Genomic DNA, 20,305 nt, shown 5'->3' on the forward strand with positions numbered 1-20,305 from the left:
GCTGAGGCCTGCCCATGGATTTCTCGATACTGGCGTTTCTTGCCCAGGACGGCCTGACCACGGGCGCGATCTACGCACTGGTGGCGCTGGCCCTGGTGCTGGTGTTCTCGGTGACGCGCACCATCCTGGTGTGCCAGGGCGACTTCGTCACCTACAGCGCCCTGACCCTGGCCACCCTGCAGCTGGGCCTGATGCCCGGCACCGTGTGGCTGCTGCTGGGCTGCTCGCTGGCCGCCTGCGCACTGGACTGCACCGACGCCGCACGGCGCCGTCAATGGCGCCGGCTGCCGGGCCTGCTGGCGCGCTACCTGAGCCTGCCGCTGCTGTTGTGGGCGGTGCTGGGCAACCTCGACCTGGCGAGCCTGCCGGCGCTGCTGCAGATTCTGCTGACCCTGGCCCTGGTCACGCCGCTGGGGCCGTTGCTGTACCGCCTGGTGTACCAGCGGGTGGCCGAGACCTCGGTGCTGTTGCTGTTGATCGTGTCGGTGGCGGTGCATATCGCGCTGGTGGGCGTGAGCCTGCTGATGTTCGGCGCCGAGGGCGTGCGCACCGAAGCCCTGGCCGAGTCGGTGTTCATGCTCGGCGAGCTGCCGGTGGGCCTGCAGAGCCTGCTGGTGATCGGCAGCGCGCTGCTGCTGATCGGCCTGCTGTATGCCTTCTTCGGCCACAGCCTGTACGGCAAGGCGCTGCGTGCCACTGCGCTCAACCGTACCGGCGCGCAGCTGGTGGGCATCCCCACCCAGCTGGCCGGCAAGGCCGCGTTCGGCCTGGCCGCGCTGATCGGCGCGATCTCCGGGGTACTGATCGGCCCGCTGACCACGCTGTATTACGACTCGGGCTTTCTGATCAGCCTCAAGGGCTTTGTGGCGGCGATCTTCGGCGGCCTGGCCAGTTACCCGATAGCCGCGGCCAGTGCGTTTTTCGTCGGCGTGCTGGAGAGCTTCGCCAACTTCGGCGCCTCGGCCTACAAGGAGGTCATCGTGTTCACCGTGGTGATCCCGGTGCTGCTGTGGCTGTCGCTGAAAAACCCGCACCTGGAGGAGCAACACTGATGGCCCTGCGACTGATCCCCCTGTTGGCCCTGCTGCTGGTGGCGGGCCTGGCGCCGCTGGTGCTGCCCGCGTTTCACGTGACCCTGCTCAACTACATCGGCCTGTACAGCCTGGTGGCCCTGGGCCTGGTGCTGCTGACCGGCATCGGCGGCATGACCTCGTTCGGCCAGGCCGCATTCGTGGGCATTGGCGCCTACGCCAGCGCGGTGCTCACCACCCAGTACGGCCTGTCGCCGTGGCTGGGCCTGCTGGCGGGGCTGGCGATCACCCTGGTGGTGGCCACCAGCCTGGGCCTGCTGACCCTGCGCCTGGCCGGGCACTACCTGCCCATCGGCACCCTGGCCTGGGGCCTGGCGCTGTTCTACCTGTTCGGCAACCTGCCGGGCCTGGGCGGCTTCGGCGGCCTGCAGAACCTGCCGAACATCGAGCTGCTGGGCTGGCAGATCAGCGGCTCGGCCGATTTCGCCGTGCTGATCGGGTTGTTGCTGGCGGCCAGCCTGTGGCTGCTCGACAACCTGCTGCACAGCCGCCAGGGCCGTGCCATCCGCACCCTCAAGGAATCGGCCGGGATGGCCGAGGCGATGGGCATCGATACCGCACGCAGCCGCCTGCAGGTGTTCATCATCGCCGCCCTGCTGGCGGCCCTGTCGGGCTGGCTGTACGCGCACCTGCAGCGGGTGGTCAACCCCACGCCGTTCTCGGTGGTGATGGGCATCGAGTACCTGTTCATGATCGTGCTGGGCGGCGTCGCCAGCCTGTGGGGCGCGCTGCTGGGCGCAGCGTTGCTGACCCTGATCAAGCAGGTGCTGCAGGACGTGCTGCCGCAGCTGTTCGGGCACGCCGACAACGTCGAGATGATCTTCTTCGGCGTGCTGGTGATCCTGGTGCTGCAGTACGCCCGCGGCGGCCTGCTGCCGGTGCTGCGCAGCGTGCTGCCGGCCAGCCGCCCGCGCACCCTGGCGCTGGATGACGCGCCGGCCCTGCCCCGGCGCAGCATGCCGGCGGCCGGCAAGCCGCTGATGGTGGCCCAGGGGCTGCTCAAGCAGTTCGGCGGGCTGGTGGCCAACAAGAACATGGGCCTGTCGGTGAATGCCGCCGAGGTGACCGCGCTGATCGGCCCCAACGGCGCCGGCAAGTCGACCCTGTTCAACCTGCTGTCGGGGGTGCTGACGCCCAATGCCGGGCAGATCACCTTCAACGGCCAGCGCATCGAAGGCCTGTCGCCGCGCGCCATTGCCCACCTGGGCGTGAGCCGCACCTTCCAGCACGTGCGCCTGCTGGGCGAGATGAGCGTGCTGGAGAACGTCGCCCTTGGCGCCCATGCCCGGGGCAAGGCCGGGTTGCTGCGCTCGATGCTGCACCTGGAACGCAAGGAAGAAGCCGCCCTGCTCGCCGAGGCCACGCGTCAGATCCAGCGGGTGGGCCTGGGCGAATACCTGCACACCCCGGCCGGCAGCCTGCCGCTGGGCCAGCAGCGCATCGTCGAGATCGCCCGCGCGCTGTGCAGCGACCCGTTGCTGTTGCTGCTCGACGAACCCGCCGCCGGCCTGCGCCATGGCGAGAAACAGGCGCTGGCGCAACTGCTCGAGCAGTTGCGTGGCGAGGGCCTGGGCGTGCTGCTGGTGGAGCACGACATGGAGTTCGTGATGGGCCTGGCCGACCACATCGTGGTGATGGAATTCGGCCAGCCCCTGGCCAGCGGCACCCCGCTGCAGATCCAGCAGAACCCTGCGGTGCTGGCCGCCTACCTCGGAGGTGTCGAATGAGTCGCCTGCTGGATGTGCGCAACCTGTCGATCAACCACGGCAAGGTCGAGGCGGTACGCAACCTCGACCTGCACCTGGAGGAAGGCCAGATCGTCAGCCTGATCGGCCCCAATGGCGCCGGCAAGACCACCCTGATGGCGGCGCTGATCGGCCTGCTGCCCTGCCAGGGCCAGGTGACCTACGCCGGCCAGGCGTTGCTGGGCCACCACGACGTGGCCCAGCGCATCGACCAGGGCATGGTGCTGGTGCCCGAGAGCCGCGAGCTGTTCGGCCTGATGAGCGTGGAGGACAACCTGCGCCTGGGCGCCTTCAGCCGCCACCGGCGCGGTTTTCGCGACCATCAGCAGACCCTCGACGAGGTGTTCGGGCTGTTCCCGCGCCTGCTCGAACGGCGCCAGCAGGCCGCCTGCACGCTGTCGGGCGGCGAGCGCCAGATGCTCGCCATCGGCCGCGCGCTGATGGCCAAACCGCGCCTGCTGATGCTCGACGAACCGAGCCTGGGCCTGGCGCCGCGGGTGATCGGCGAGATCTTCACCATCTTCGACACCCTGCGCCAGAGCGGCGTGTCGATCCTGCTGGTGGAGCAGAACGCCCGCGCTGCGCTGAAGATTTCCGACTACGGCTACGTGCTGGAGGTCGGCGAGATCGTGCTTGAAGGCGACGCCCAGGCGTTGGCCAGCAACCCCCGGGTGGTCGAAAGCTACCTGGGCCGCGCACCCGCGCCCACCGCCACCACGGAGGTGATCAGCGCTACCGGCACGTAGCGCCCCGCAGCACTTGCCACACCCATAAAAACAATATCAGGAGCTTGCATGAAACCTATTCTTCCCTTGCTGTTGCTGGCCACGCTGTCGACCGCTGCACAGGCCGACATGACCGTCGGCGTGATTCTCTCCACCACCGGCCCGGGGGCCTCGCTGGGCATCCCCGAGCGCAATACCGTGGCGCTGCTGCCCAGGGAGATTGCCGGGCAGGCCGTGAAATACGTGGTACTGGACGATGCCAGCGACAGTACCGCCGCGGCCAAGAACGCGCGCAAGCTGGTCAGCGAGCACAAGGTCGACCTGCTGATCGGCTCGACCACCGTGCCCACCTCGGCAGCAGTCGCGCAGATCGCCAAGGAGAGCCAGACCGCGCAGATCGCCCTGGCACCGTTCAGCCCCGCCAGCGGCGAGCAGAGCTGGATCTTCACCATCGCCCAGACCAACACCCTGATGGCCCAGGCGCTGATCGAGCACATGCAGCAGAACGGTGTGAAGACCCTCGCCTACATCGGCTACAACGATGTGTGGGGCGAAGACTGGCACAAGGTGCTCAGCGAAATGGCGCCGGCGGCAGGCATCACGCTGGTGCGCGACGAGCGCTTCAACCGCACCGACTCGTCGGTCAGCGGCCAGGCGCTGAAGGTGATGAGCAGCAAGCCCGACGCGGTGCTGATCGGCGCCACCGGCACCCCGGCGGCGCTGCCGCATACCGAGCTGCGCCGGCTGGGCTACAAGGGCACCGTGTACCACACCCACGGCGCGGCCAACAGCGCGTTCCTGCGCATCGGCGACAAGGCGCTCAACGGTGCGATACTGCCGGTGGGCCCGGTGGTGGTGTGGGACAAGCTGCCCGCCAGCCACCCCTCCAAGGCCATCGCCAGCCAGTACGCGCAGGACTACCAGGCCAAGTACGGCGACAACAGCCTGTCGCCGTTCGGCGCCTACCTGTACGACGCCATGCTGCTGGTGCAGGCGGCCACCCCGGCGGCGCTCAAGGGTGCCGAGCCCGGCACCGCGCAATTTCGCCAGCAACTGCGCGACCAGCTGGAGCAGACCCGCGACGTGGTCGGCACCCATGGCGTGTACAACCTCAGCGCCACCGACCATTTCGGCCATGACCAGCGCGCGCGTGCACTGGTGAGCGTGCAGGACCAGCAATGGGTCCTGCTGCATGCCCCTGAATAAACCCCCACAACAATAATAAAAAAGGTAGATCCATGAGCACTCTGAAACGGGTCAACACCACCCTCGCCCTCGGCACCCTGTGCGGGCTCAGCCCGGCACTGCTGGCCCAGGGTTTCATCGAAGACAGCAAGGCCACCCTGACCGCGCGCAACTACTACTTCGACCGTGACTACAAGGGCGAATCGGCGCAGTCGGCGACGCGCGAATGGGCCCAGGGCTTCATCCTGCGCTTCACTTCCGGCTACACTCCGGGCACTGTCGGCTTCGGCCTGGATGCCCAGGCCATGCTGGGCCTGAAACTGGACTCCAGCCCCGCGCGCACCGGCACCGGGCTGCTGCCGTTCGACCCCAGGGACCGCGACCCGCGCGACGATTATTCGGAGCTGGGCCTGACCGGCAAGGTCAAGGTCTCCAGGACCGAACTGCAGGCCGGCACCCTGGCACCGTTTTCGCCGATACTGTTCGCCAGCCCCACGCGCCTGCTGCCGCAGACCTTTCGCGGGGTGCAGTTCAAGTCCCAGGACATCGACAACCTGACCCTCAGCGGCGGGCGCCTGGACCGCATGAACCAGCGCGATTCCACCAACTACCAGAAGATCACCGTCGCCGCGCCCAACCGGCGCTTCAATGGTGCGGCCGAGTCGGACAGCTTCACCTATGGCGGCGGCGACTATCAGTGGTCCGAGCAGCTGGTGCTCAAGTACTACCATGCGCAGCTGGAGGACATCTATCGCCAGGACTACGTCGGCTTCGTCGACAACCGTGCGGTGGCGAACGGGCGCCTGAAGACCGATGTGCGTTACCACATCAGCGGCGAGGACGGCCCGGCCAGGGCCGGCAAGGTCGACAACCGTACCTTCGGCGTGATGAGCACCTACAGCCTGGGCGCACACAGCCTGGGGCTGGGCTACATGCAATTGAGCGGCGATACGGCGATGCCGTACATCGCCGGGTCCGAGCCGATGGTGGTGAGCGAGGGCGCATTGAGCAGCGAGTTCCTCAACCCCAAGGAGCGTACCTGGCAGGTGCGCTATGACTACGACTTCGTCGCCCTGGGCGTACCGGGGCTCAAGGGCATGCTGCGTTACCTGGACGGCAGCCGCATCGAATTGCCGAATGCGCTGGGCGGCAGCGGGCGCAGCGAGAGCGAGAAGGACATCGAGTTGTCGTACGTGGTGCAGAGCGGCACGTTCAAGAACGTTGCATTGCGGTTGCGCCATGCGTGGTACCGCAATGACTTTGCCTCGACTGCGGCGTTCAGGGATGACAACGAGCTGCGGGTGAACGTGGATTACACCGTGGCGCTTTGGTAACGCGCTGGCATCGTGTGTAGATGAACAAACGCCCCGGCTTGCCGGGGCGTTTTGCGTTGGCAGCGTCGAATCACCGCGGTACCTGTAGGAGCCGGCCTTGCCGGCGAACGGGCGCGCTGCGCTCGCGGGGCAGTCAGGCCGCCTGTGCCGGTCCTGCTGGTGCTTCGCACCAGTTCGCGGGGCAAGGCCCGCTCCTACACGTCCGTTGCCGCGCCCTACCCCGTAACCACCTGCCCCACCTGCTCCTCCAGCTGCTGCGCCAACGCCCTCAGCTCATCACACGACTGGCGCGTCTGCTCGATGGTGCGCGCGCTCACCGTCGAGGCGTCGTGGATGCGCGTGACGCTGCGGTTGATACCGTCTGCCGTGGCCGCCTGCTGCTCCGCCGCACTGGCAATCTGCAAGGTCATCTGGCTCACCGTGGACGCCGACGCATCGATCAACGCCAGCGCCTGCCCGGCCCGCGCCGAGGCGGCCACCGGCTGCTGCGCCGACTCGACGTTGGCGCCGATCTGCGCCGCCGCCTGGCTGGCACCGGCCTGCACGCGGTTGATGATCTGCTGGATCTCCAGCGTCGACTGCTGCGTACGCCGCGCCAACGTGCGCACCTCGTCCGCCACCACCGCAAAGCCACGCCCGTGCTCACCTGCACGCGCCGCCTCGATGGCAGCATTCAACGCCAGCAGGTTGGTCTGCTCGGCAATCGCGGTGATCACGTCCAGTACGCGCCCGACACTGCCCGAGTCGGTGGCCAGTTGGTCCACCACGCTGCGGCTGTGCTCCAGCGCCTCGGCCAGCGCACCAATCGCCTCACCGGCATCGCGCACCGTGGCGCTGCCGGCCGTGGCCTGTTGCTCGGCATCGCGGGTGGCGCTGGCGGCGACGCTGGCGTTGTGCGCCACGTCCTGCACGGTGCTGACCATCTCGCTCATGGCCGTGACCACGCTGTCGGTCTCCAGTTGCTGGGCCTGCATGCTGCGCTGCGCCGCCTCGGTGATCTGCCCCAGGCTGTCGCTGGTGCTGGAGATGCGCTGGCTGGCCTTGGCCATGCTGCGGGTGACGCGGTGCGCAGCCTCCACCAGGCGGTTGAAGCTGTGCGCCACCTGGGTCAGCTCGTCGAAGCCGTCGGTGGGCAGGCGCAAGGTCAGGTCGGTGTGGCCATCGGTGGCGCGGGCCAGCGCCTGCACGGTGTGGTTGAGCGGCCGAGTGATGCTGCGAATCAGCAGCCAGGCGCACAGCGCCATGCCGAGCAACGCCACCAGCACCAGCAACGCCGGCATGCGCAGCACCGTGTTCACTTCGTGGCGCACGTCCTGCGGGTGGATGCCGCTGGCCAGCACCCAGCCCCAGGGCTTGAACAGCACCACCTCGGACACCTTGAATTCCGGCGCCTGCCCGGCTGCCCGCGGGAACCAGTACTCGACCGTGCCGCGCCCCTGGGCCACGGCCCGGTCGATCATTTCACGGGCGAACGGCTTGCCGTTGACGTCCTTGAAATCGGCCTGCGACTTGCCCACCAGGGCGGGTGCCTTGGGGTGCATGAGCATGCGGTGCTGCAGGTCGAGAATCAGCAGGTAGTTGTCGCCCAGGTAGCGAATGCGGCTGACCATTTCTGCCGCCTGGCGCTGCGCCTCGGCGCGGCTCAGGTGGCCTTCCTCGGCCTGCTTCTCATAATGCGCCAGCAGGGTGGATGCGGTGTCCAGCGCAGTGCCGACACCGGCCATCTTCTCCTGCAGCAGGCTGCGTTGCAGGGTCAGCCCCAGCCAGCCACTGAGCAACACGACAAACAGGGTGATACCGATCACCAGCACGGTGATGCGGGTGCTGATACGCAGATGTCTCAACCCGATCATAGGGGGCAATACCTCATTTTATTGTTATGCACGACGGCGCAAGGCGCACCGCGCACAAACATACACTATTGTATTTTAAAATGAAGATTGACCCGCCTCTAATCTGGCATTTACCTCTTACAAAAAGATTCAGAAATGTATTCTATCAGTAGGCGAATGCAGCCCGGTGCTTGCGCACGAAATCCACCCAGCGCACCGGCTCGCGGCCGGTGATGGCCTGGAAGTTGTCGAACACCTGGTCGACCCCGGGGATGGTGCCGGCGGCCATGCGCGTGAAGTTGTCGTGCACGCAGCTCATGTAGGCCATCTCGGCGCCGGCGGCGCGCATGTTTTCGAGAAACACGTCGGGTGATTGCGCGTCATAGCGAAACGGCTGGCCGAGTACCTCGCTCATCACCTGTGCCACCTCGTCGTAGGACTTCACGTCGTAGCCCAGGCGGTAGGTCTGCCCGGCATGGCGCTGCGGGTGCAGCAGGGCCTGCGCCGCCACCCGCGCCACGTCTTCGCCGTCGACCCAGCTGAACCGCGTGTGGCCGGTGTACTGTTCGATCACGCCGTTGCGCACGGCCTGGGTGCCGTCGTAGCTGAGCAGGTTCTGCATGAAGCACTCCGGGCGCAGGTGGGTGAAGCTGAAGCCGCACCATTGCACATAGCGCTCCACGAACTGGTGCCAGGCCCAGTGGCCGATGGTGGCGTGGTCGTCGCCACAGGCCCCCAGGTGCACCACGTGCTGCACCCCGGCGTGGCGTGCGCGGTCGAGAAAGGCCTTGCTCTGGCGCAGCATGTCGACGCTGTAGCCGGTCACCAGCAGCACCCGGTCGACACCCTGCAGGGCCGGCGCCAGGGTGTGCTCGTGGTCGAAGTCCATGATCACCGTGCGGATGCCACGGGCCTCGAAGGGCTGCGCCTTGGCCGGCGAACGCACGGCGGCCACCAGTTCGATGGTGTCGTCGCCTTGCAGAAAGCGCAGGGTGTCGCCGCCGATCTGGCCGGTGGCGCCGGTGATGAGGACGGTGGGCTTGGTGTCGTGCATGGTCGCAACCTGTTGTGCAGTAGAGGTTGAATCAGGCTACTCGGGAACAAACGGCGTATTGGCGATATGTTTTACCGGGTAAAGTGACTGCAATTCATCAATGGGGTGGGCACATGTATTCTTCGGAACGCCTCAAGGGCATCGACGTGTTCGTCTGCGTGGCCGACCTGGGCAGCTTCAAGGCCGCGGCCGAGCGCCTTAACCTGACCGGCTCGGCAGTCAGCAAGAGCGTCGCGCGGCTCGAGGCGCGGCTGCACACGCGCCTGTTGGCACGCACAACACGGCGCGTGGCGCTGACCGAAGCCGGGGCGGCGTTCTATCGCACCTGCACCGGCGTGCTGGCCGAGCTGGAAGAGGCGGAGCTGGCGCTGAGCACCCAAGACGCCGAGCCACGCGGCCGGGTACGCATCGACCTGCCGGCGGCCTTCGGGCGCCTGCACGGGCTGCCGGCGATTCTGGCCTGCGTGCGCGAGCATGCGCTGCTGATGCCGCACGTGACCTTCTCCGACCGCTTCGTGGACCCGGTCGAGGCCGGCATCGACCTGTTCGTGCGCATCGGCGGGCCGCAAAGCTGGCCGGCGGCGGTGGGGCACCATTACCTGGGCTCGCAGCGCGTGGTGTTCTGCGCCGCCCCCGCGTACCTGGAGCGTCATGGCGAGCCCGGCAACGAGCTCGAACTGGAACGCCACAGCTGCATCGTGTACGGGCTCAATGACGGCATGGTCGGCCCGTGGCACTTCCCTACCGCCCGCCCCGGGCATACCGAGCGTCGGATCATGCCGGCACGCATGGCGGTGGGCGATGCCGAGGGCCAGGTGGCCGCAGTGCTGGCCGGGCATGGCATCGCACAGCTGCCGACCTGGCTGATTCGTCGTCAGCTGGAAGACGGCAGCCTGGTGCAGGTGCTGGCGCCGCTGGCCACCGACGGCCTGCCGATTCACCTGGCGTGGCTCAAGAGCCGGCAGGCGCAGCCCAAGGTCGCGACGCTGCTGACGCACCTGCGCCAGTGCCTGTCGGGGGACGGTTTCGAGCCGCCGTCGCCGTCATCGTGTGGCAACGCGTCGCGCTCCCGGGCGAACGTTTCCAGATAATTCGTATACCATATCCCTAAATCCCCTCGAATGATTGCCACCGTGAACCTACCCAAACTCAACGCGCCGGACCTGGGCAACACGCCCTCCACGTCCGAGATCATCACCCGGCACCTGCGCGATGCCATCGTGGCCGGGCACTTCGACGAAGACGAGCCGATTCGCCAGGACGACATCGCGCGTCAGTTCAACGTCAGCAAGATCCCGGTGCGCGAGGCGCTCAAGCGGCTTGAGGCCGAGGGGTTGGTGATGTTCCAGCGCAACCGGGGGGCGATGGTCACGCGCTTGTCGGACTTCGAGTTGGCGCAGATGTTCGAGGTGCGCATGTTGCTGGAGGACAAGGTGTTGCGCCTGGCCATCCCGAACATGACCGAGGCCACGTTCGAACAGGCCGAGCGCATCTGCCAGGAGTTCATTGGCGAGAACGACGTGGGGCGCTGGGCGCAGTTGAACTGGGAGTTGCATGCGTGCCTGTACGAGCCGGCGCAGCGACCGTTTCTGGTGAGCATGATCCGTTCGGTGAACGACAAGCTGGAGCGGTACCTGCGCATGCAGATGAGCCTGTCGGCGGGCAAGGAGCGTGCCGACCACGAACACCGCGAGATCCTCGATGCATGCCGGGCGGGTGATGTGGAGCGCGCGGTGGGCTTGCTGGATGAGCATATTGCGGGGGTGTGCGAGACCTTGCTGGAGCACTTGCCGATGGCCAAGCCCCACCCCGGTCTGGAGCCGGGCCAACAGGGCTGACCTCTCAAAACCCCCAGGCCATGGCGCGTTGCAACAGTTCGGACATGTCATGGCCCTATGCCGATTTCGTCATCCACACCGCGCAATTCCATCAAGACGCCACCCCCCACCAACCGCCACCCTTGCGTCCATACCCCCAACGGACGCGCCCCATGAAACGCATCACCGTGATCGACTCCCACACCGGCGGCGAACCCACGCGCCTGGTCACCGCAGGCTTCCCCGACCTGGGCCACGGCAGCATGGCCGAACGCAGGCAACAGCTGGCCGAACACCACGATCAGTGGCGCGCCGCCTGCATGCTCGAACCCCGCGGCAATGATGTGCTGGTGGGCGCACTGCTCTGCGAACCGGTCGACCCCAGCGCCTGCGCCGGGGTGATCTTCTTCAACAACACCGGCTACCTGGGCATGTGCGGCCACGGCACCATCGGCCTGGTGATCTCGCTGGCCCACCTGGGCAGGATCGGCCCCGGCACCCACACCCTCGAAACCCCCGTGGGCAACGTGCAAGCCACCCTGCACGACGACCACTCGGTCAGCGTGCGCAATGTACCCGCCTACCGCTATCGTCACGCCGTCAGCGTGCAGGTGCCCGGCATCGGCGAAGTGACCGGCGATATCGCCTGGGGCGGCAACTGGTTCTTCCTGGTGGCCGAGCACGGCCTGCGTATCAGCGGCGACAACCTCGACGCGCTCACCGCCTACACCGTGGCCGTGCAGCAGGCCCTGGAAGATCAGGGCCTGCGCGGCGAGGACGGCGGCCTGATCGATCACGTCGAGCTGTTCGCCGACGACCCCGACGCCGACAGCCGCAACTTCGTGCTGTGCCCCGGCAAGGCCTATGACCGCTCGCCCTGCGGCACCGGCACCAGCGCCAAGCTGGCGTGCCTGGCCGCCGACGGCAAGCTGCAACCGGGCCAGATCTGGCGCCAGGCCAGCGTGATCGGCAGCCAGTTCGAAGGCTCGTTCGAAACCGCCGGCGATCGCATCGTGCCGACCATTCGCGGCCGCGCGCATATCAGCGCCGAAGCCACGCTGATCATCGAGCAGGACGACCCGTTCGCCTGGGGCATCCGCCTGTGACCCAGGGCCTGGCCGCCGATGTGATCGTGGTGGGCGCCGGCATCATCGGCGCGGCCTGCGCCCAGGCCCTGGCCCGGCGCGGCCTCGACGTGCTGGTGCTGGATGCCGGGCTGCCCGGCGCCACCGCCGCCGGCATGGGCCACCTGCTGGTGCTGGACGACAACCCCGCCGAACTGGCCCTGAGCCAATACTCGCTGCAACGCTGGCGCGACATTGCGCGCAACCTGCCAGAAGGCTGCGCCTACCGCAGCAACGGCACCCTGTGGCTGGCCGCCAACGCTGAAGAAATGGCCGTGGCCGAGCACAAGCATGCCAACCTGCGCGCCCATGGGGTGATCTGCCAGCTGGTCGGCGCACCTCGATTGCGCGAACGCGAACCGCTGCTGCGCGAAGGGCTGGAGGGCGGCCTGCTGATCGAGGACGACGGCATTCTGTATGCCCCGGCCACCGCACGCTGGATGCTCGACCAGCCGCGCATTCGCCAGCGCCAGGCACGGGTCGCCGAGGTGGATGACGCCCGCGTGCGCCTGGACGACGGCCAGTGGCTGGCCGCCACGGCCGTGGTGCTGGCCAACGGTATCCAGGCCACCGAACTGTGCCCCGAACTGCCGATACAACCCAAGAAGGGCCACCTGCTGATCACCGACCGCTACCCCGGCCAGGTCACCCACACCCTGGTGGAACTGGGCTACGTGACCAGTGCGCACAACGCCAGCGGCCCGTCGGCCGCGTGCAATATCCAGCCGCGCCCTACCGGCCAGCTGTTCATCGGTGCCTCACGCCAGTTCGGCACCACCGACCCGCAGGTGGAAGGCTGGATGCTTGCCAGGATGCTCAAGCGCGCCACCGAATACGTGCCGGCGCTGGCCCAGCTCAATGCGATTCGCGCCTGGACCGGCTTTCGCGCCGCCAGCCCCGACGGCCTGCCGCTGGTGGGCCAGCACCCGCAACGCCCCGGCCTGTGGCTGGCGGTGGGGCATGAAGGGCTGGGCGTGACCACGGCCCCGGCCACCGCCGACCTGCTGGTGGCGCAACTGTTCGACGAACACCCGCCCCTGGCCGCACAGGCCTACCTGCCACAGCGTTTTCTCGGAGAACCGACCCATGCCTGAACTGACCCTGGACGGACGTGCCCTGCGCGTGGCCGAAGGCACCAGCGTGGCCGCTGCACTGGCCCTGGCTGGCGACGGCTGCACGCGTACCTCGGTGAGCGGCCAGCGCCGCGCACCGCTGTGCGGCATGGGCATCTGCCAGGAATGCCGGGTGAGCATCGACGGCCGGCGCCGCCTGGCCTGCCAGACCCTGTGCCGCGACGGCATGCAGGTGGAGACCCACGCATGAGCGCCCATGCCGACGTACTGATCATCGGCGCCGGCCCGGCCGGCCTCAATGCCGCACTGGCCGCTGCCCCCAGCGGTGCACGCATCGTGCTGCTGGACGACAACCCATGGCCCGGCGGGCAGATCTGGCGCGACGGCCCGCAGGCCAGCGTGCCGACGCAGGCACAGCGCCTGCGCGAGCACGTGGGCGCCTTGAACAATGTGCAGCACCACCTGCAGACCCGCGTGATCGCCGCCACCGGCCCGCGCCAGTTGCTGGTGGAAGACGCCGAGCGCGGCTGGGTGATCGACTACGACACGCTGATCCTGTGCACCGGCGCACGCGAACTGCTGCTGCCCTTCCCCGGCTGGACCCTGCCCGGCGTGACCGGTGCCGGTGGCCTGCAGGCACTGATCAAGGGCGGCCTGCCGGTACGCGACCAGCGCGTGGTGATCGCCGGCAGCGGCCCGCTGCTGCTAGCCAGCGCTGCCACGGCGCGGCACAACGGCGCGCAGGTGGTAGGCGTCGCCGAACAGGCAACCCGCGGCGCGGTGGCGGGTTTTGCCGCACAACTGCCGCGCTGGCCAAACAAGCTGCTGCAAGCGTTCGGCCTGTTCGACCGCCACTACCGCACCGACAGCCATGTGGTGGAGGCACTCGGCAGCGAGCGCCTCGAAGGCGTGCGCCTGCGCCAGCACGGCAAGCTGGTCGAGCTGGCCTGCGAGCGCCTGGCCTGCGGCTTCGGCCTGATTCCCAACAGCCAGCTCGGCCAGGCCCTGGGCTGCACACTCCACGGCCAGGCGCTGGCCGTGGATGCGTGGCAGGCCACCAGCGCGCCGGGCCTGTTCGCGGCGGGGGAATGCACCGGTTTTGGGGGCAGCGAACTGGCGCTGGTGGAAGGCACCATTGCCGGGCTGGCGGCCGTGGGCGACCGCCAGGGCGCCGCCCGCCACTGGCCGCAGCGAGCGCGCTGGCAGGGCTTCGCCAAGGCGCTCAACCACGCCTTCGCCCTTGCCCCGCAGCTCAAGCAACTGGCGCGCCCCGACACCCTGGTATGCCGCTGCGAGGACGTGCCCTACAGCAAGCTCGCCGGCCAGCGTGACTGGCGCGAGGCCAAGCTGAGCAGCCGCTGCGGCATGGGCGCCTGCCAGGGCCGGGTGTGCGGCGCCGCAGCGCAGCACCTGTTCGGCTGGCAGCCCTCGGCGCCGCGCCCGCCGTTCAGCCCGGCACGCATCGAGACCCTGCTGTGCCTGGACGACACCCCGCCCGCATGAAACGCAGCCCGGGGCTTTCGAGGCGGGCGCCGGATCTCTATGATCCCGAAGGTGCCCACCAGACCGCCAGCGCCATGTACGTATCGCTCAACAGCTTCCAGCCCTGCGACCTGCCCAGCCTGCTGAGCAGCCTGCAGCCGATCGCGCCGCTGCTCGATACGCTGAGCGACGTGGTGTTCTTCATCAAGGACACCCAGGCCCGCTACGCCTTCGTCAACCACACCCTGGCGCGGCGCTGCGGCTTCAGGCACAGCCACGAGCTGCTGGGGCTGACCGCCGACAGCGTGTTCCCCGAGCGCTTCGGCCCGCTGTACACCGCGCAGGACCGCCGCGTGCTCGACAGCGGCCGCGAGCTGGCCGACCAGCTCGAACTGCACCTGTACTTCGGCAACCAGCCGGTGTGGTGCCTGACCCACAAGCTGGCACTGTTCGACACCCAGGGCCAGATCGTCGGCCTGGCCGGCATCTCCCGCGACCTGCAGGCGCCCCAGGCCAGCCACCCCGGCTTCGATCGCCTGGCGGCGGTGGATGCGCACATTCGCGAGCACTTCGCACGGCCCGTGAGCCTGGCCGAGCTGACCGCGATTGCCGGGTTGTCTGCCGCGCAGCTGGAGCGCAACTGCAAGCGCGTGTTCCAGCTCACCCCGCGCCAGATGATCCACAAGGTGCGCCTTGAAGAAGCCTCGCGGCTGCTGCACCACAGCGACCTGCCGATCACCGAGATCGCCCTGCGCTGCGGCTACACCGACCACAGCGCGTTCAGCCGCCAGTTCCGCGCCCTCACCAGCCTGTCGCCAAGCCAGTACCGCGATACCCGCCGCTAGACGCAGTGTGTTCCTTTAGGGTGCGCCGCCGCGCCCACTGCTCCCATATGTAACACCGCCGGCACCGGGCAGCGTTTCCTGCGCACCGCCCGCCTGCCCTGCCGGATTCAACGCAAGTCCTCTGGCTCAAGGGCCGCAAAGCAATTGCATCGCCCGGGCAAAAACAGGCACGCGCATTGCTATAAAAATATCGTATACGAAATTCACAATACGCCCGCTACCAGCACCTTCCGACAAACGAGGCTTCCATGAAAAACCCCGCTTTTGTTGTAGCTCTCAGCGCTGTGCTCAGTACCTCCTTCATCGCCACCGCCCAGGCCGACAAGCTCGATGACATCATCGGCTCCGGCAAGCTGCGCTGCGCCGTGACCCTGGACTTCCCGCCCATGGGCTTTCGCGACGACGCCAACAAGCCGGCCGGCTTCGACGTCGACTACTGCAACGACCTGGCGAAGGTCCTCGGGGTTGATGCCGAGATCGTCGAGACGCCGTTCCCGGACCGTATCCCGGCGCTGGTCTCGGGGCGGGCCGACGTGATCGTGGCGTCCACCTCCGACACCCTGGAGCGGGCCAAGACGGTCGGCCTCACGGTGCCCTACTTTGCCTTCCAGATGGTCGTGCTGACCCGCGACAACACCGGCATCAACAGCTTCGACGACATCAAGGGCAAGGCCCTGGGCAACACCAGCGGCACCTATGAAGCCATCGCGCTGGAGAAGGACGTGAAGCAGTGGGGCAGCGGCAGTTTCCGCGCCTACCAGTCGCAGAACGACACCATCCTGGCCGTGGCCCAGGGGCACATCGATGCCACCGTGGTGACCAACACCGTGGCCGCCGCCACGCTCAAGTCGGGCAAGTACAAGAACCTGAAGATCGCCGGCAACGCACCCTACGTGATCGACTACGTGTCGCTGGGAGCCAAGCGCAACGAGTACGGCCTGCTCAACTACCTCAACCTGTTCGTCAACCAGCAGGTACGTAGCGGCCGCTACAACGAGCTGTTCGTCAAATGGGTAGGCACCGATATCCCGCCGACCGACCTGACCGTGCCGAAGGTCTACTACTGAGGTGCCCGGCATGCCCAGCCCTTCCACTGCCCTGAACGGGCGTAGCCTGGTCGATGGCGCGGCCAGTGGCGAGTTGCTGTTCGCCGACATCGGCCTGAGTTTCTGGGGCGGTGTCGACGCCTTCAGCGGCGAGGTCATCGACCGCCATCACCCGCTCAGCGGCGCACACCTGGCCGGCCGCGTGCTGGCCATTCCCAGCGGGCGCGGCTCGTGTACCGGCAGCAGTGTGATGATGGAGCTGATCAGCAACGGCCATGCACCGGCGGCACTGGTGCTGGCCGAGCCGGATGAGATCCTGACCCTGGGCGTGCTGGTGGCGCAGTTGCTGTTCGGGCGCTCGCTGCCGGTGCTGTGCATCGGCCAGCAGGCCTTTGCCGCCCTGCGCGGCAAGGCCTTTGCGCAGGTGCAGGGCGAGCGCCTGGTGCTGTTCGACCAGGCCCCCGCCGAGGCGCTGCCGGCAGCCCCCGCCAGCCCGCCGGCGGCGACGCGCCCGACCACCCTCACCCTTACCGACCACGACCAGGCCTTGCTCGCGGGCGACCTGGGCAAGGCCGCGCAGGTGGCGATGCAGATCGTGCTGCGCATGGCCGAGCTGCAGGGCGCACACAGCCTGGTGGACATCAGCCAGGCGCATATCGACGGCTGCATCTACACCGGCCCCGCCAGCCTGCGCTTTGCGCAGCAGCTGGTGCAGTGGGGCGCCAGGGTGCGGGTGCCGACCACCCTCAACTCGATTTCCGTGGACCAGCGCCGCTGGCGCGAACTGGGTATCGACGCGGCGCTGGGCGAACCTGCCAGTGCGCTGGGCGATGCCTACATGGCGATGGGCGCGCAGATGAGCTTTACCTGCGCCCCCTACCTGCTAGACAGCGCGCCGAAGCTCGGCGAGCAGATCGTGTGGGCCGAGTCCAACGCCGTGGTGTACGCCAACAGCGTGCTCGGCGCGCGTACCCTGAAGTACCCCGACTACCTGGATATCTGCATCGCCCTGACCGGCCGCGCGCCGCTGATCGGCTGCCACCTGGAGGCCCAGCGCAAGGCGCGGGTGCAGATCGACCTGCCGGCGCTGACCCACCTGGACGATGCGTTCTACCCGCTGCTGGGCTATCACATCGGCGCCATGGTCGGCAGCCGGATCCCGCTGGTGACAGGCCTGGAGCGTTTTGCCCCGACCCACGACGACCTCAAGGCCTTCGGCGCCGCGTTCGCCACCACCTCGGCGGCGCCGCTGTTCCATATCGCCGGGGTCACACCCGAAGCGCTGGACCCAGCCCAGGCGGTCAGCGCGGGCGAGGTGCTGCCGGTAAAACGCATTGCCCTGGCCGACCTGCTGGTGAGCTGGCGCGAGCTGAACAGTGCCCGTGACAGCCAGGTGGACCTGGTGTCGCTGGGCAACCCGCACTTCTCCCTGGGCGAGTTCGCGCACCTGGCACAGCTGTGCCGCGGGCGCACGCGCAACCCGGCGGTCAGCCTGGTGATCACCTGCGGCCGTGCGGTGCTGGAGCAGGCCCGTGACGCCGGCCACCTTGCCCCGATCGAAGCCTTCGGCGCGGTGCTGGTGACCGACACCTGCTGGTGCATGCTCGGCGAGCCGGTGATCCCGCCCGCCGCCCGCACACTGATGACCAACTCGGGCAAATACGCCCACTACGCCCCCGGGCTGGCGGGCCGGGCGGTGCATTTCGCCAGCCTTGGCGAGTGCGTCGAGGCCGCCTGCACCGGCAGCGCCAGCGGTCGCCTGCCGGCCTGGCTGCAGCCGGCCGCCCCACAGGAGAGCCCCGCGCATGTTTGACTACACCTTCCAATGGCGCTCGGCCCTGCGCGCCCTGCCCGACATGCTGGCCGGCGCCTGGGTCACCTTCGAGACCGCCGCGCTGTCGATGATCTTCGGCGTGCTGATCGCCCTGGCCTTGACCGTGATGCGTGAAGCGCAGCAGCCGGTGTTGCGCGGCATCGGCAATGCCTGGGTATCGATTGCGCGCAACACCCCTTCGCTGTTCCAGATCTACATCCTGTACTTCGGGCTTGGCTCGCTGGGGCTGCACGTGAGTTCGTGGTTCGCGCTGCTGGCCGGCATCACCTTCAACAACGCCGGGTACCTGGCGGAGAACTTTCGCGGCGGGCTCAAGGCAGTGCCGACCACGCAGATGCGCGCGGCACGCTCGCTGGGCATGAGCGCGTTCCAGGCCTACCGCATGATCATCGTGCCGCAGCTGCTGCGGGTGGTGTTCTACCCCTTGAGCAACCAGATGGTGTGGGCGGTGCTGATGACCTCGCTGGGGGTGATCGTGGGGCTCAACAACGACCTCACCGGCGTGACCCAGGACTACAACGTCAAGACCTTCCGCACCTTCGAGTACTTCGCCATTGCAGCGGTGCTGTATTACCTGATCGCCAAGCTGATCGTCGCGGTGGCCCGGCTGATGGCCTGGCGGCTGTTCCGTTACTGAGGAGCTGTCCATGTTTTCTACAAGCTTTACCTGGAACGACATGCTGTTCCTGCTCGACGGGGCCTGGGTCACCCTGCAACTGACCTTCTGGTCGATCATGCTGGGCTCGGTGGCCGGGCTGGTGTTCGGCCTGCTGCGTGCGCTGCTGCCACGCGCCAGCCTGCCGCTGGCCTGGGTGCTGGATGTGTTTCGCAGCGTGCCACTGCTGATCCAGTTCGTGCTGTTCAACTCGTTCAAGAGCATCGTGGGCCTGAACATCAGCGCCTTCAGCGTGGGCTGCATCGTGCTGGGGGTGTACGCCGCGGCGTACTTCACCGAGATCGTGCGCAGCGGTGTGCTGGCGGTACCGCCCAGCGTGCGCCGGGCCAGTCGGTCGCTGGGCCTGAGCTACCTGCAGGACCTGCGCTGGATCGTGCTGCCGATGGCCTCGCGGGTGGCCTTTCCGGGCTGGCTGAACCTGGTGCTGAGCGTGATGAAGGACACCGCGCTGGTGATGTGGATCGGCATCGTCGAATTGCTGCGCGCCTCCCAGACCATCGTCACACGGATTCAGGAACCCCTGCTGGTGCTGTGCATCGCGGGCCTCATCTATTACGTCATGAGCCTGGTGGTCGCACGCCTGGGCGCCCGACTGGAAAGAAGGTGGCAAGAAAATGATTGAGATCGACAACGTACACAAATCCTTCGGCGACCTGGAAGTGGTCAAGGGCGTGAGCCTGACGGTGAACAAGGGCGAGGTGGTGTCGATCATCGGCGGTTCGGGCTCGGGCAAGTCGACCCTGCTGATGTGCATCAACGGCCTGGAGCCGATCCAGAAGGGCAGCATTCGCGTGGATGGCATCGAAGTGCACAACCGCGCCACCGACCTCAACCGCCTGCGCCAGAAGATCGGCATCGTGTTCCAGCAGTGGAATGCCTTCCCGCACCTGACGGTGCTGGAGAACGTGATGCTGGCGCCGCGCAAGGTACTGGGCAAGAGCCGCGAGGAAGCCGAGGCTCTGGCGATCCAGCAGCTGACCCACGTGGGGCTGGGCGACAAGTTCAAGACCTTCCCCGGCAAGTTGTCCGGTGGCCAGCAGCAGCGCATGGCGATTGCCCGGGCGCTGGCGATGTCGCCGGACTACATGCTGTTCGACGAGGCCACCTCGGCGCTCGATCCGCAACTGGTGGGTGAAGTGCTGGACACCATGCGCATGCTTGCCGAAGACGGCATGACCATGGTGCTGGTGACCCACGAGATCCGCTTTGCGCGGGATGTGTCGGACCGGGTGGCGTTCTTTCGCAACGGGCTGGTGCACGAGATCGGCTCGCCGGACCAGGTGATCGGCAACCCGCAGCAGCCGGAGACGGCGGCGTTTCTCAAGTCAGTGAAGTAACCAGGGGCCTCATCGCGGGTCAAGCCCGCTCCCACACAGATCAGCCCATACCCTGTGGGAGCGGGCTTGACCCGCGATGGGCTGCGCAGCAGCCCCAATCAATCA

General features: G+C 67.6%; 19 protein-coding genes and 1 pseudogene. 17 read left to right on the plus strand and 3 right to left on the minus strand.

Annotated elements, in window-relative coordinates; translation table 11 throughout:
* Nucleotides 1–14: 14 nt before the first annotated feature.
* From CR917_RS26690 to CR917_RS26710, 5 genes are read left to right on the plus strand one after another with little or no spacing between them, the layout of a single operon-like run.
* Nucleotides 15–1,052, plus strand: coding sequence for a branched-chain amino acid ABC transporter permease (locus CR917_RS26690; protein WP_043861071.1), 1,038 nt, complete (start codon nucleotides 15–17; stop codon nucleotides 1,050–1,052).
* Nucleotides 1,052–2,818 (plus strand): ATP-binding cassette domain-containing protein, encoded by a 1,767-nt coding sequence (locus CR917_RS26695; protein ID WP_052504234.1) that lies wholly within the window; start codon nucleotides 1,052–1,054, stop codon nucleotides 2,816–2,818. The genes CR917_RS26690 and CR917_RS26695 overlap by 1 nt, the downstream gene beginning before the upstream one ends.
* 5 nt (nucleotides 2,819–2,823) lie before the next feature.
* Nucleotides 2,824–3,582 (plus strand): ABC transporter ATP-binding protein, encoded by a 759-nt coding sequence (locus CR917_RS26700; protein ID WP_229589366.1) that lies wholly within the window; start codon nucleotides 2,824–2,826, stop codon nucleotides 3,580–3,582.
* A 48-nt stretch (nucleotides 3,583–3,630) separates the two neighbouring features.
* Nucleotides 3,631–4,767 carry an ABC transporter substrate-binding protein gene (locus CR917_RS26705; RefSeq protein ID WP_043861069.1) on the plus strand — a complete coding sequence of 379 codons (1,137 nt, stop codon included), beginning with the start codon at nucleotides 3,631–3,633 and terminating at the stop codon, nucleotides 4,765–4,767.
* Between the two features lie 32 nt (nucleotides 4,768–4,799).
* Nucleotides 4,800–6,080: an OprD family porin gene (locus CR917_RS26710; protein ID WP_054916110.1), complete on the plus strand. Its 1,281-nt coding sequence runs from the start codon at nucleotides 4,800–4,802 to the stop codon at nucleotides 6,078–6,080.
* A gap of 215 nt (nucleotides 6,081–6,295) precedes the next feature.
* On the opposite strand, the gene CR917_RS28320 is transcribed toward CR917_RS26710, so the two are convergent.
* From CR917_RS28320 to CR917_RS26720, 3 genes and pseudogenes are all read right to left on the minus strand, one after another.
* On the minus strand, nucleotides 6,296–7,129 hold the full coding sequence (locus CR917_RS28320) for a methyl-accepting chemotaxis protein (RefSeq protein ID WP_371920459.1): 834 nt from the start codon (nucleotides 7,127–7,129) through the stop codon (nucleotides 6,296–6,298).
* Between the two features lie 30 nt (nucleotides 7,130–7,159).
* A pseudogene (locus CR917_RS28325) lies at nucleotides 7,160–7,933 on the minus strand (cache domain-containing protein); the annotation flags it as partial.
* 145 nt (nucleotides 7,934–8,078) lie between these two features.
* Entirely contained in the window at nucleotides 8,079–8,966 is an 888-nt protein-coding gene (locus CR917_RS26720; protein WP_104573025.1) for an SDR family oxidoreductase, read from the minus strand.
* A gap of 113 nt (nucleotides 8,967–9,079) precedes the next feature.
* Between CR917_RS26720 and CR917_RS26725 the strand changes: the two genes are divergently transcribed.
* The 12 genes from CR917_RS26725 to CR917_RS26780 all read left to right on the plus strand — a co-directional run bounded on the left by CR917_RS26725 (nucleotide 9,080) and on the right by CR917_RS26780 (nucleotide 20,200).
* Nucleotides 9,080–10,057 (plus strand): LysR family transcriptional regulator, encoded by a 978-nt coding sequence (locus CR917_RS26725; RefSeq protein ID WP_088515457.1) that lies wholly within the window; start codon nucleotides 9,080–9,082, stop codon nucleotides 10,055–10,057.
* Nucleotides 10,058–10,099: 42 nt separating this feature from the next.
* Nucleotides 10,100–10,804, plus strand: a complete 705-nt coding sequence (locus CR917_RS26730) for a GntR family transcriptional regulator (protein WP_058541363.1) — start codon at nucleotides 10,100–10,102, stop codon at nucleotides 10,802–10,804.
* Nucleotides 10,805–10,956: 152 nt separating this feature from the next.
* Complete coding sequence (locus CR917_RS26735) at nucleotides 10,957–11,889, plus strand: 4-hydroxyproline epimerase (protein WP_054916112.1); 933 nt, start codon at nucleotides 10,957–10,959, stop codon at nucleotides 11,887–11,889.
* Nucleotides 11,886–13,001, plus strand: coding sequence for an FAD-binding oxidoreductase (locus tag CR917_RS26740; protein ID WP_104573024.1), 1,116 nt, complete (start codon nucleotides 11,886–11,888; stop codon nucleotides 12,999–13,001). The genes CR917_RS26735 and CR917_RS26740 overlap by 4 nt, the downstream gene beginning before the upstream one ends.
* Nucleotides 12,994–13,230, plus strand: a complete 237-nt coding sequence (locus CR917_RS26745) for a 2Fe-2S iron-sulfur cluster-binding protein (RefSeq protein ID WP_088515459.1) — start codon at nucleotides 12,994–12,996, stop codon at nucleotides 13,228–13,230. Before CR917_RS26740 ends, CR917_RS26745 begins: the two co-directional genes overlap by 8 nt.
* Complete coding sequence (locus tag CR917_RS26750) at nucleotides 13,227–14,483, plus strand: FAD/NAD(P)-binding oxidoreductase (protein WP_104573023.1); 1,257 nt, start codon at nucleotides 13,227–13,229, stop codon at nucleotides 14,481–14,483. The genes CR917_RS26745 and CR917_RS26750 overlap by 4 nt, the downstream gene beginning before the upstream one ends.
* Nucleotides 14,484–14,557: 74 nt before the next feature.
* Nucleotides 14,558–15,307 carry an AraC family transcriptional regulator gene (locus CR917_RS26755; protein WP_043861061.1) on the plus strand — a complete coding sequence of 250 codons (750 nt, stop codon included), beginning with the start codon at nucleotides 14,558–14,560 and terminating at the stop codon, nucleotides 15,305–15,307.
* Nucleotides 15,308–15,555: 248 nt separating this feature from the next.
* Nucleotides 15,556–16,374, plus strand: a complete 819-nt coding sequence (locus tag CR917_RS26760) for a transporter substrate-binding domain-containing protein (RefSeq protein WP_043861060.1) — start codon at nucleotides 15,556–15,558, stop codon at nucleotides 16,372–16,374.
* Between the two features lie 10 nt (nucleotides 16,375–16,384).
* Nucleotides 16,385–18,166 carry an aconitase X gene (locus CR917_RS26765; protein ID WP_078480793.1) on the plus strand — a complete coding sequence of 594 codons (1,782 nt, stop codon included), beginning with the start codon at nucleotides 16,385–16,387 and terminating at the stop codon, nucleotides 18,164–18,166.
* Nucleotides 18,159–18,824, plus strand: coding sequence for an amino acid ABC transporter permease (locus CR917_RS26770; protein ID WP_043861058.1), 666 nt, complete (start codon nucleotides 18,159–18,161; stop codon nucleotides 18,822–18,824). Before CR917_RS26765 ends, CR917_RS26770 begins: the two co-directional genes overlap by 8 nt.
* A 10-nt stretch (nucleotides 18,825–18,834) precedes the next feature.
* Nucleotides 18,835–19,485 carry an amino acid ABC transporter permease gene (locus tag CR917_RS26775; RefSeq protein WP_043861057.1) on the plus strand — a complete coding sequence of 217 codons (651 nt, stop codon included), beginning with the start codon at nucleotides 18,835–18,837 and terminating at the stop codon, nucleotides 19,483–19,485.
* Nucleotides 19,478–20,200, plus strand: coding sequence for an amino acid ABC transporter ATP-binding protein (locus CR917_RS26780; protein ID WP_054916116.1), 723 nt, complete (start codon nucleotides 19,478–19,480; stop codon nucleotides 20,198–20,200). The genes CR917_RS26775 and CR917_RS26780 overlap by 8 nt, the downstream gene beginning before the upstream one ends.
* The last annotated feature ends 105 nt before the right edge of the window (nucleotides 20,201–20,305 follow it).

The organism is Pseudomonas sp. BRM28 (genome assembly GCF_002939405.1).
In the GTDB taxonomy this organism is placed as follows: Bacteria; Pseudomonadota; Gammaproteobacteria; order Pseudomonadales; family Pseudomonadaceae; genus Aquipseudomonas; species Aquipseudomonas palmensis.